Origin of the sequence: Desulfosporosinus orientis DSM 765 (assembly GCF_000235605.1) — a bacterium.
GTDB classification, from domain to species: Bacteria; Bacillota; Desulfitobacteriia; order Desulfitobacteriales; family Desulfitobacteriaceae; genus Desulfosporosinus; species Desulfosporosinus orientis.
The window spans coordinates 5,687,497-5,699,760 of sequence record NC_016584.1 but is presented as its reverse complement, the minus strand read 5'-3'; the positions used below and the strand labels follow the sequence as shown (position 1 = coordinate 5,699,760).

The 12,264-nt window shown below is 46.3% G+C and carries 10 protein-coding genes; all 10 read left to right on the top strand.

Features of this window, described 5'->3' with window-relative positions; translation table 11 throughout:
• The first annotated feature begins 31 nt into the window (after nt 1-31).
• The 10 genes from DESOR_RS26320 to DESOR_RS26275 all read left to right on the top strand — a co-directional run bounded on the left by DESOR_RS26320 (nt 32) and on the right by DESOR_RS26275 (nt 12,172).
• Nucleotides 32-1,354 (top strand): ABC transporter substrate-binding protein, encoded by a 1,323-nt coding sequence (locus DESOR_RS26320; RefSeq protein ID WP_014187645.1) that lies wholly within the window; start codon nt 32-34, stop codon nt 1,352-1,354.
• A 229-nt stretch (nt 1,355-1,583) separates the two neighbouring features.
• On the top strand, nt 1,584-2,690 hold the full coding sequence (locus DESOR_RS26315) for an ABC transporter ATP-binding protein (protein WP_014187644.1): 1,107 nt from the start codon (nt 1,584-1,586) through the stop codon (nt 2,688-2,690).
• A 121-nt stretch (nt 2,691-2,811) separates the two neighbouring features.
• Nucleotides 2,812-3,513, top strand: a complete 702-nt coding sequence (locus DESOR_RS26310) for a glycerophosphodiester phosphodiesterase (RefSeq protein ID WP_014187643.1) — start codon at nt 2,812-2,814, stop codon at nt 3,511-3,513.
• Between the two features lie 29 nt (nt 3,514-3,542).
• Entirely contained in the window at nt 3,543-4,145 is a 603-nt protein-coding gene (locus DESOR_RS26305; protein WP_148265328.1) for a glycerol-3-phosphate responsive antiterminator, read from the top strand.
• Nucleotides 4,146-4,263: 118 nt separating this feature from the next.
• Entirely contained in the window at nt 4,264-5,877 is a 1,614-nt protein-coding gene (glpA, locus tag DESOR_RS26300; RefSeq protein WP_014187641.1) for an anaerobic glycerol-3-phosphate dehydrogenase subunit GlpA, read from the top strand.
• A 16-nt stretch (nt 5,878-5,893) separates the two neighbouring features.
• Nucleotides 5,894-7,108 (top strand): anaerobic glycerol-3-phosphate dehydrogenase subunit GlpB, encoded by a 1,215-nt coding sequence (glpB, locus tag DESOR_RS26295; protein WP_014187640.1) that lies wholly within the window; start codon nt 5,894-5,896, stop codon nt 7,106-7,108.
• Nucleotides 7,109-7,113: 5 nt separating this feature from the next.
• Nucleotides 7,114-8,358 (top strand): anaerobic glycerol-3-phosphate dehydrogenase subunit C, encoded by a 1,245-nt coding sequence (locus DESOR_RS26290; protein WP_242832413.1) that lies wholly within the window; start codon nt 7,114-7,116, stop codon nt 8,356-8,358.
• A gap of 201 nt (nt 8,359-8,559) precedes the next feature.
• The gene (locus DESOR_RS26285; protein ID WP_014187638.1) at nt 8,560-9,192 is read left to right on the top strand and encodes a phosphate signaling complex PhoU family protein; all 633 of its coding nucleotides are present in this window, start codon (nt 8,560-8,562) and stop codon (nt 9,190-9,192) included.
• Between the two features lie 117 nt (nt 9,193-9,309).
• Nucleotides 9,310-10,806, top strand: a complete 1,497-nt coding sequence (gene glpK / locus DESOR_RS26280) for a glycerol kinase GlpK (protein ID WP_014187637.1) — start codon at nt 9,310-9,312, stop codon at nt 10,804-10,806.
• A gap of 178 nt (nt 10,807-10,984) precedes the next feature.
• On the top strand, nt 10,985-12,172 hold the full coding sequence (locus tag DESOR_RS26275) for a phosphoglycerate kinase (RefSeq protein WP_014187636.1): 1,188 nt from the start codon (nt 10,985-10,987) through the stop codon (nt 12,170-12,172).
• Nucleotides 12,173-12,264: the final 92 nt, after the last annotated feature.

The following is a 12,264-nucleotide window of genomic DNA, read 5'->3' as shown; positions in this document are numbered from 1 at the left end:
ATGTCAATGAAGAGATGAAGGAGGAAGGCAGATGCGCAGGTTTAAATGTCTTGGAGTCATCATGGCAATTTTAATGGTGTTAATGTCTGCTGTAACAGGGTGCGGGAGCACAAAGACAGCTTCCGAAAGCCCTGACAATGGAAAACCCGTGGAAATCGAGTATTGGTATGGTCTTGGCGGAAAACTTGGGGAAAATATGAAGGCGGCCATTGATAAGTTCAATCAATCTCAAAACAAAGTTCATGTAACAGGGGTCGCCCAAGCAAGCTATGATGATACTTTCAGGGCACTACAGGCAGGAATCGCAGCTAAGAAGGCTCCTGCTGTGGTTTTGTTGGAAAATATTCGGGCGAATACGCTGGCACAGCGTGAAGTACTCGCTCCTCTTGATGATTTAGTGGCCAATGATAAGAACTTTAACCCGGAAGACTTTGTTCCATCCTTTTACAAACAAGGCCAAATGAATGGCAAGTTGTATTATCTTCCGGCTTATGCCACCACTCAAGTACTTTATTATCGCAAGGATATGTTTGAAAAAGCCAATATCGATCCTGACAAAGCACTTCAGACCTGGGAGAGTTTAGCTGAAGCTGCCAAGAAATTAACCCAAAGAAACGGCGGCGAAGTTGCTGTTTATGGTTGGGAGCCTATGTGGGACGAGAAAAACCTAATCGATGCAACCTTAAGCAAGGGAGGAAAGTTCTTAAGTGAGGATGGCAAAACCGTGACCATCGATTCCCCGGAATGGGTGGATACTTGGGAATTTTTCCGCAAGGCCATATTCGATGATAAGATTATGCGTATTCACTCCGGCGGACAAGGCTGGCAATATTGGTATGACACCATTGGAGATGTCATGAAAGGCAACGCAGCCGGTTATACCGGTTCCAGCGGAGACCAAGGAGATTTAGATTTTTCCATTATTGCTGCTCATATTCAGCCGGGATGGGAAGGACACGGCCCAGCGCCTCAAGCTTTTTCTCAAGCTTTAGCGATTCCGGCAATTACTTCACCGGAACAAAAAGAGGCAGCCTTTGAATGGATTAAGTTTTTCACGGGCACAGAAAATTCAGCGGATTGGTCCATGAAGACAGGGTATATCGGAGTTCGAAAATCATCCATGGAATCTCAGGCTTTTAAAGATTATTCTGCTAAAAATCCTCAAGCCCTGGTACCTTTCGAACAAGCCATGGTCTCTTCTCCTGAATTTATTGATCCCACAGGCGGAAAGATTCTGGATGCTTTGAAGAAGGCAGCCGACAAAGTTGAAATCGAAAATGTACCCGCAGCTACGGCATTACAGCAGGCTCAGAAGGAAGCCCAGGAAGCATTGGATAAGGTTTTGGGCAAGTAACAGCAACAGAATTCCGAGGTTTGTCAACTTGCTGGCGCGGGAGCTCTGCTTCCCAGCGCCGGCTTTGTAGGCCTTACAGCCTCTCCCGGCAATGGGTTCACTCTTGTGGGCGTAGCCGCCCCTGTCTTTGGGGTCATTATTCTTTAGAATGTTTTGGGCTTTTTAACGGGCAGAGTAGTAGCACTACATATACGGCTGAATAGAAGGGCTTAGGTTAGGAGGTTGTGAATTGGCTGGCTTAGTACTGAGAAATGTCGTTAAGAAATTCGAGCAATCGACGGTGGTTCATAATTTTAACTTAGAAATTGAGGATAAAGAATTTCTTGTTTTAGTCGGCCCGTCCGGATGTGGAAAGTCCACAACCCTGCGGATGATTGCAGGCTTAGAAGGGATTTCTTCCGGAGAAATCATGATCGATGGCAAACTGGTTAACGATTTGGCTCCCAAAGACCGGGATATAGCTATGGTTTTTCAGAGCTATGCTTTATACCCTCATATGAATGTTTTTGAAAACATGGCTTTTGGCTTAAAATTAAATAAATATCCTAAAAAAGAAATTGTTCAAAGGGTGAAAGAAGCGGCTAAAATTCTGGAGATTGAACATTTGTTAGAGCGAAAACCTAAAGAACTTTCGGGCGGACAGCGGCAGAGGGTTGCTTTGGGGCGAGCCATTGTTCGTGAACCCAAAGTATTCCTCTTAGATGAACCCCTTTCAAACTTGGATGCCAAGCTTAGGGTTCAGATGCGTGCCGAGATCGCTAAACTCCGTCATCGTCTGAAAACCACCTTTATTTATGTAACCCATGATCAGACAGAAGCTATGACCATGGGGGACAGAATCGTCGTCATGAAAGAAGGATTTATCCAGCAAGTCGATACCCCCATGAATTTATATAACCAGCCGAAGAATATGTTTGTGGCCAGTTTTATCGGCTCTCCGGCGATGAACTTCCTGAAGGCAAAGGTAAGGGAGGAAAAAGGGGTTCTTTGTTTAGAGACACCGGATTTCCGCTTGACTTCCGTTGAAGAGCGCCGAGAGGAGCTTGCTTCATACATATCGAAAGAAATCGTGATGGGGATTCGCCCCGAAGCTATTTATGATAAGGAGTCCTTTATAGAGGAGCATCCGGACTGGGCATTGGATGTAACGATTGAAGTGGTTGAACCGGTAGGCTCCGAGAACTATGTTTACTTCTTTTTAAGCGGCGTCAATATGATTGCACGCATGGAGCCTTCCAGCACAGCTAAAGTGATGAAAACTCACAGAATTGCTTTAGATATGAGGGCTGCTCATTTTTTCGATCCGGAGACTCAGGAGACAATACCCAGACAATGATGTAACCATAAAAATATCTGGAGACTGCACAATAAGGTTAGTTCTAGTGATATGATAGTTATGGGGTTGTATAGATGGTTGAAAAGGACGGATTAACGATTGAGGCCCTAAGGAGAAAAGCATGAAAATATTAGGCCATAGAGGAGCTGCCGGTACATCCCCTGAAAATACGTTGCCCTCCTTTGCCAAGGGCTTAGAATTTGGAGTGGATGGATTTGAGTTCGATGTGCAGCTGACGCGGGATAAAGAGATTGTCATTTGTCATGACGAACGAGTTGATCGCACCAGCGATGGTGTTGGCTGGATAAAAGACTATTCACTTAAGGAACTCAAGCAGCTTAACTTTGGGGTGGAGTTCGGTATGTTTGCTGCTATTCCCACCTTCACTGAGCTGCTGGAAATGCTGAAAGGCAGATCCCTCATACTTAATGTGGAAATTAAAACAGGCTTGATCAAATATCCTGGCATTGTTGGTCGAGTGGTTGATTTATTAGAAAAGTACCAAGTGACTCAGCAAAGCATTATTTCTTCTTTTGAACATCATACCATCTTAGAAGTTATTCAGGATTTCCCCCACCTGCAAACAGGATTGCTTTATGACTGCGGACTTGTCGCCCCTTGGCTTTATGCTCAGAACTTAGGGGCAAGTCATTTACACCCTCATTTTGCCTTTGTCACTCCGGAATTAGTTAGAGAAAGTCATTTGCGGGGAATCGGCGTTAATACTTACACAGTGAATGAGGATTGGGAGATGGAGCATGTTGCCGTCTCAGGAGCGGATATGGTAATTACCAATTATCCGGAACGTTTTATTGCCAGGTAAACAGTTGCTGGGAAACATTACCGGAGCAGATGTGGAAGGTTGACATGATCAGTAAAATGAATTTTAAAGAAGCTTTAATAAAGAGCCGAATCGTTCCTGCTGTTAAGCATCTGGAGGATTTAACGGAGGTCTTAAACATACCCGGAGTTTCCGTAGTGATTCTAATTGGCGGGGATATTAATGATTTAGAAGGGGTTCTGAAAGTCCGCAGCAGATACCCTGAGAAATCCTTGCTCGCTCATGTTGATTTAATTGAAGGCATCGGCAAAGATGAGGCAGGAATGCGTTACTTGAAACGCTTAGGCCTTGAAGGAGTTGTTTCGGTAAAATGGCAGCTTTTGCGCTATGCCAAAGAAAACAATCTATTAACGGTACAAAGGTTGTTTTTAGTGGATTCAGAAGCCATTCGCACGGGATTAAAAGTCATTAAAAAGGTAACCCCGGATGCTATCGAAATATTACCTGCCACCGTACCGAAATTTGCCATCGAAGAGTTCTTAAAGGTCACGGATTTAAGTATTTTAGGAGGAGGACTGCTGCGGACAGCGGAGGACGTACATACGGCCCTAAATAATGGTTTGACAGCGGTGACAGCAAGCCGGAGAAACCTCTGGAAGCTGCGTTTGACCTAAAATTTGATAGAAATGGCTGAGAGAAGAAGAGAAGCCACTGGAGGAAGCGTATTTGGTTCCACCAGTGGCTTTATGATGTTAACTAAGAATCTAAGATCTGGATTAAGGGGGAGCCAGTATGATAGATTACCAGGTTGTGATTGTTGGCGGTGGTGCAACTGGAGTAGGGATTTTGCGGGATTTAAGCATGAGGGGGATATCTGCTTTATTGCTGGAACAAGGAGACTTGGCCCATGGAACCAGCTCACGCTTCCATGGTTTATTGCACAGCGGCGCTCGCTATGCAGTTAAAGACTCTGTTTCAGCGGCAGAATGTATTGCCGAGAATCTCATTCTTAAACAGATTGCCGCTCATTGTATCGCGGATACAGGAGGTTGGTTTGTTCAGTCGGAAGAGGATGACTCCCTTTATGTGGAACAATGGCTTAAAGGATGCGGCAAGGCTAATATTCCTATACGGGAACTATCCCTTGCAGAGGCTTACGTCAAGGAACCCTTGCTGAAGAGTGTGTCCAGAGTGTTTGAGGTGCCTGATGCAACAGTGGATGGTTTTAAGCTGGTTTGGGCTAATGCCAAATCCGCTAAGCATTACGGCGGTGAATACAAAACCTATCATCAAGTTCAATCTCTTATTATGGAAAGCGGCAAGGTTGTTGGCGTAAAGGCCAAAGATCTTACCAATGGCGAAGAGGTGGCTTTTCATAGTGAAGTGGTAGTCAATGCCAGCGGTGCCTGGGCTGCAAAGATTGCGGCTTCTATCGGTGTTACTTTAGAGGTGATCTGTGATAAGGGAACCTTGCTGGCCTTCAATCATCGGCTCTTCCAGCGAGTGATCAATCGCTTACATCTGCCCAGTGATGGTGATATTTTTGTCCCCCATGAGACAATTACCATCTTGGGCACTACTTCGGAAATTGTTGACTCACCCCAAGATAATCAACCTAAGGATGATGAGGTTAAAAGGTTGTTGAGTATGGGTGGAATGCTTCTTCCTAATATCATAAATTACAGAGTCATCCGGGCCTTTGCAGGAGTAAGGCCTCTTCACCGGGATGATAGTAAACTGCCAGGGTCTGCAGAAGCGGGTCGGGAGGTAAGCCGGAACTTCGCCCTGATTGATCATGAAGCTCAGGATGGAGTTCAAGGGTTGATCAGCATTGTCGGAGGAAAGTTCACGACCTATCGCTTAATGGCAGAAAAAGTGTCCGACTGGGTGGCAGATAAGCTGGGCAATAAGGTCCCTTGCCGTACAGCTCAGGAATCATTACTGCCGGAAATACCTAAAGATTTACGACAACAAGCTTTGCGGATTTTGCCTTCTGCCGCTGCAGAAAAAATGCTGGAAAGGCTTGGAGATGATGCAAAAGAGGTTATTGAAAAAATCAAAAGGGATCCCAGTAAAGCCCAAATGCTATGTGAGTGTGAAATGGTGAGTGCTGCGGAAATAGAAAAAGTTGCCGCCGATCCGGATTCTCATCATTTGGCCGATATCCGGCGCAAGACTCGCCTGGGAATGGGGACTTGCCAGGGGGCTTTCTGTACCTACCGAGTGCTGCCTTTATTGAGACTGGAGAAGCAAAAGTTTGATCCTATACAAGGCGAGTTGCGAAGTTTTATTAATCAGCGCTGGAAAGGAATACGACCGGTATTATGGGGACAGCAATTGCGTGAAACTGAGTTAACCAGAGCAATATACGCAGGCACCCTTCAACTAAATGAAAACCAGCGATAATTGAGGAGGAGTTCCCATGTGGGATGGCATTGTCGTCGGAGGGGGTCTGGCAGGTCTTTTGGCCGGAATTCGAGGCGCTGAAAGGGGCAAAGAAATATTAATAATCTCAGAAGGGGTTGGAAGTCTGATCTATAGCTCTGGGGTAATTGATGTAGGGAACCCAGGGCTGTTAACTAAGCAAAAGAATCATCCTTATGCCTTATTGGGAGAAACAGCTCTTAATAAGGCCTTGGATTATTTCCGAACTCTATTTCCTGATTACCGGGGGGAAAGGGGTGAGGTTCAATACGCCCTCACTCCCTTGGGAACGTCCAGACAAGGAGGGTTAATTCCTGAAGGACTGAATGCCGGGGTTTTACAAGATGGCCAGCTAATGGTGCTGATGGTGCCGGAGGGGATGAAGGATTTTTTTCCGGAGGTCATAAAAGTCAATTTGGAAAAGACTTATCCTCAAAGTGTCTTAACCATACACCAATTTCGTCTGGAAGCCTTTGAAGCCTGGTATGCTCTTGGCAAACCCATAACAGGAATGGATTATGCCAGGTACTGGTGCTCTGCCCCGGGAACCCGGGCATTGAAAAATGTGTTTAATTCTCTGGTGCAAAGATTAGAGAACACGACCACAGATCTCCGCAATATTGTAATAATCTTCCCCGGACTTTCTGCAGGATTTTCAATGCTCTTACAAGAGGAATTAAAGAGACTGCCGTTTCCGGTTCTGGAGATGACGGCTTTTCCGCCGTCCTTTGCCGGCTATGAACTCTATCAAGCATTGAGGAAACGATTTAAAGCTTTGGGCGGGGAGATGATCGTAGGAGCAGGCGTTAAAGAGGTTGAACGGCAGGGAAAGCGTTGTCAAAGGATTCTTGTCCAGAGTAAAGGTAAAGATTCTGAGTTTAGGGCCCGCAAATTTGTCTTGGCAACGGGTGGAATTTTCGGCGGCGGCATAGAAGTAACCCCTCAAGAAGCCAAAGAGATGGTGTTTGGGTTACCCCTGTTTGTCCCAAGGGGTGAGTGGACGAAGGCAGAGTTTCTAGGTGAACAGCCTTACGCTCGTATGGGGGTTGAAGTTGATCATGAACTCCGTCCCCTGGATTTAAAGACCCATGAACTAATTTGGGAAAATGTACGCGTCATTGGACGAATGCTTGCTCATTGGGACCCGTGGATGGAGCACTGCGGGGGAGGAGTAGCTCTGGCTTCAGGATGGTTTGCAGGGGAGAAAATGTAGGAAGGATGCAGATTGAAATGGATGGACAAGATAAAGTCAGTAGTTTGGATGCATGTATTAAGTGTAGTGCCTGTACTGCCCTATGCCCTGTTGCAGCCGTGTATCCTTCCTTTCCGGGACCTAAAAGTCTCGGGCCTGATGCAGAACGATTCCGGCTGGAAGGCATAGCCACGTATACCAGGTATTTAAAGGACTGTTCTAATTGTAAAACGTGTGAAGTTACTTGTCCCTCTGGGGTAAGAATTACGGATATGATTTTGAGAGCGAGGGAAATGGCCCTTCAGGAAGGGCAAACAGGGGGAAAGGACCGGCGCCGCCGAGTCCGGGACCGAATCTTAGGTCGGGCAGAATACTTGGGACGGTTAGGAACGGTTTTTCCGAATCTGACCAATGAGATGCTAAAACTGTCTTTCCTGCGGGGGGGATTGGAAAACGCCTTGGGCATCAGCCGTTATGCTCCCTTACCTGCCTATAAACCCAAATTTAAACCGACGAAAAATACGAGTCCTGCTAACTCCAAGCAGGTTGTCTATTTTCCCGGTTGTTTTGTTACGTATAATGACAGTTTGACGGGTCTGGCGGTCGTAAGGGTTTTGGAGCACCAGGGGTATGACGTGATCGTACCTGCTTTCGGCTGTTGCGGGGTGCCCCTTCAAGCCAACGGAGAGTTTGAAGGAGCCAGAAAGAACGTCAGAAAAAACCTATCCTTGCTGAATCCTTATTTGCAGGCGGGAATTCCGGTGATAACATCCTGCACCAGCTGCAGCTTAGCGTTGAAGGAGGAGTATCCAAAGAGCAGGGTGCCCGGAGGGGAACTTATAGGTCAACAGACTTATGATTTATTCGAGTTTCTTTGGTTTCTGCATGAGAGAGGAGAACTTAAAAAAGATTTTCAAGAGGTTACCGTATCCCTTGGTTACCATGCTCCCTGCCATTTAAAGGCTCAAGGTATTGGAATCCCTTCCCTGCGCTTATTGCGCTTAATTCCGGGAGTACAGGTTACCAATCTCGATTCAGAGTGCTGCGGCTTATCGGGGAGTTATGGCTATAAGCGGGAGAAATATCCGCTGGCCATGGAAATCGGCGGGCCTTTATTTGCGCGTGTTCAGGCCGGCGTAACTAATAGAGAATTCCAAAGCATAATCACGGAATGCGGGGGGTGTCAGGTTCAAATTCAGCATGGATCGGGGATAGAAATCAAACACCCGATTTGGATTTTCCTGAAAGCTTACGGGCTGTCCCTGACTTAGTAAACCGTTTGCGCCTAAAAAATTGCTTCAGCTAGTAGGATAAGGCGATTGAGGAAATAAATATTTAACAGAAAATTTAGAATATTAAGCGGTTCCTTTTGGTAATATCCCTTTATATAATAATCTAACGTTATTTCTGTTGCTTACACGCAGGAATTTTAACGTCAATGCTGAATAGAGAAAGAGGTGTTATAAATAGGAATGTTTCGCAAATCAGGGTATGATAAGGTTTTGTTAAATCTGCGTGTGATGACGGCAGAGTTGGCCGAAGCAGTACAAAATCATTTAAAGGCAGCTATTGAAGCTCTGGAAAAGGGCGAGACGGTTCTGGATTGGGAAAGGCAAGATGACGTTATTGATCAATTAAGAGATAATATCGTGGATCGAAGTTATGACATCATGAGCTTACAGCAGCTTCGAGACCAGGATTTGCGGTGGCTGTTAGGGTTTCGGCGCATGGCTCAAGAGCTTGAACGATCTGCCGACTATGCCTGTGATCTGGCTGAACTGAGCGAGCTGAGGCCGGAGAAAGATTGGCCGGCAGACATCCGGCAGATGGCTAAGCAATTACTGTTTATGATCGAGTACACAACGGCTATTTTAAAGGGTAATAAAGAAATTGACAGGGATTTGGCAGATGAGGATGATGTTTTAGATGAAGCCTATGCTGAATTTAAGGAGGCCCTGTTAAAAGGGAGCCCACGGTTTAATGAGGGGCAACTGGGAATTTTTCTGGTGATTGCCCGTACAATTGAACGCATGGGAGACCATATTGTCAATGTTGCAGAGACGCTTTTATATATCCAAACCGGCAAGCGGAGGCTGGCTGATTGACAGATGGAGAATATTGCAGACGGGGAATGAGCAGCCATGATTTTGGCTGTTTGCTCTTTTTAATGCCATCCGTGGCGAGGTTTTCTAAGCAAAACTGTGGAAGGGGAGGGGAAAAGTTTGTCCAATCAATACATTTTAGCCTTAGATCAAGGGACGACGAGCTGCCGGGCGATATTGTTCAATCACTCTAGTGATGTTATTGGGGTTGCCCAAAAGGAGTTCAGGCAATTTTATCCTAAGCCCGGCTGGGTAGAACATGACGCAGAAGAAATCTGGAGTACCCAGTATGGTGTCATTGCCGAATTGCTGGCTAAAACCAGTATATCTCCGGAGGACATAGCTGGGATAGGCATTACCAATCAACGAGAGACCACTGTTGTCTGGGATAAGTTTACCGGGAAGCCAATCCATCCTGCCATAGTCTGGCAATGCCGGCGTACTACGGAGATCGTGGAAGATCTAAAAGCAAAGGGTTGGGATAAAAGCATCCGGCAAAAAACAGGGTTGGTCTTAGATGCTTACTTTTCAGGTACCAAAGTGAAATGGATTCTGGATCATTGCCAGGGCGCCCGTGAAAAAGCGGCCCGGGGGGAATTGTTGTTCGGAACCATTGATACTTGGCTGATTTGGAAATTGACCGGCGGCAAAGTTCATGTGACGGATTACTCAAATGCTTCGCGAACGATGTTGTACGATATTCACCAATTGAAATGGTCCGAGGAAATTCTGGCCGAACTGGATATCCCCATGAACATGCTGCCGGAGGTTAAGCCCTCAAGTTGCGTCTATGGATATACGGAGATACCTCTCTTTGGCAAGTGTTCCGTTCCAATTTCAGGGACTGCCGGGGATCAGCAGGCGGCTTTGTTCGGACAGATGTGTTTTGAACCGGGTATGGCCAAAAATACTTATGGAACAGGCTGTTTTATGCTGATGAACACGGGAGAAAGAGCGGTACCCTCCCAAAGCGGGTTGTTAACAACCATTGCCTGGGGAATGGAGGGTAACATAAATTATGCCTTAGAAGGCAGTGTGTTTATAGCAGGGGCGGCGGTCCAATGGCTGAGAGATGGGCTGAAAATTATTCAGTCGGCCGGGGATTCTGAGCAGGCTGCTGCGGCGGTGGAGGATACCAATGGAGTGTATGTGGTTCCGGCCTTCACGGGTTTGGGAGCCCCTTACTGGGATATGCGCGCTCGAGGTGCTATCTTTGGCCTGACCAGAGGAACAACTCAGGCTCATTTGATCCGAGCCACATTGGAGTCCATGGCTTATCAAACGAAAGATGTTTTGGGCGCTATGGAAAAGGATGCGGGGATAACTTTACAGACGTTAAGAGTCGACGGTGGGGCTGTAGCCAATAATTTTTTAATGCAGTTTCAGTCCGATATCTTAGGTGTGGGCGTGGAACGACCGGAAGTGATTGAGACAACGGCACTGGGAGCTGCTTACTTAGCAGGCTTAGCCGTTGGCTATTGGAAGAATAAAGAGGAGATCTGCTCAAGCTGGAAATTAAATCGTTCCTTTACACCGAAAATGTCTGAGGAGTACAGAAGCAAACTTTATCGTGGCTGGCTGAAAGCCGTCGAACGAAGCAAAGATTGGGAGGACTAACTTTCGTCTCATAAATGGCTGCTTAGCAGGAAACTGGATGATTATAGAGAATGATACAAAATAGACTAATTAAAGTTCATAAGAGCAGGAAGTTTTGGTATACTAATACATATTTGCTTATAGGGTCAATAACCATAACGGCCCCGAACCCTTGGGTCAAGTGAAAGGGGATTTTTGTATGAACAAGAAAAGTATCAAGGATGTCGAGGTAAGGGGAAAGCGAGTGCTGGTGCGAGTGGATTTTAATGTCCCCTTAAATGAGCAGGGACAAATCACCAATGATACCCGCATCCAAGCCGCACTGCCTACGATTACCTATTTGATCAAAGAAGGGGCTCGTGTCATCCTGGCTTCTCATTTAGGCCGTCCTAAGGGACAAGTTAATCCGAAATATTCTTTAGCACCGGTTGCCCAGCGCTTAAACGAATTGTTGGGGCAAGAAGTGGCTTTCGCTAAGGATTGTGTTGGGGATGCAGCTATGGAAGCGGTGAGCAAGCTGCAAGACGGGCAGGTTCTTTTGTTAGAAAATCTCCGCTTCCATGCCGAAGAGGAGAAAAATGATCCGGCCTTTGCTCAAAAATTAGCTTGGCTGGCCGAGCTTTTTGTTAATGATGCCTTTGGAACCGCTCATCGTGCTCATGCTTCTACTGAAGGAGTCACCCATTATATTCCGGCTGTTTGCGGCTTCCTTATGCAAAAAGAAGTTGAGTTTATGGGCAATGCCTTAGAAAAACCGGAACATCCCTTTGTAGCCATTATCGGCGGCGCCAAAGTAAGCGATAAAATCGGGGTTATTGAAAACCTCTTGGATAAAGTTGATGCATTAATCATCGGCGGAGGTATGGCCAATACTTTCCTTAAGGCTCAAGGTTTTAATGTGGGGAAATCCCTCCTCGAAGAAGAAAAGGTTGACTTGGCGAAAGAGCTTATTGATAAAGCCAAAATGAAAGGGGTTAAGCTTGAATTGCCCACAGATGTGGTTGCGGCCCAGGCTTTTCAGGCAGATGCGGCCCATCGCACTGTGAAAGTCTCGGAAATTGGAGACGGTGAAATGGCTTTGGATATTGGGGCGGAAAGTGCCGAGAGTTTCGCGGCCCTTATAGCAACGGCCCGCACGGTGATTTGGAATGGCCCCATGGGTGTATTCGAGATGGAGGCCTTTGCCAAAGGAACGGAACAAATTGCCCAGGCAGTGGCAGCCTGCACGGGAGTCACCATTGTTGGAGGAGGAGACTCTGTAGCGGCTGTGAAGAAAATGAAGGTCGGGGATCACATGACCCACATATCCACCGGAGGCGGAGCTTCCCTGGAATTCTTAGAAGGAAAAGTACTGCCTGGAGTGGCAGCTCTTCAAGATAAGAACTAGGGTTAAGTACTTGTTTTATACTGTTTTTAAGTATCGAGTTTTTAAAGTCGTAAATACTATATGAAACGGATGTTTCAGTTAAGGAAATGATT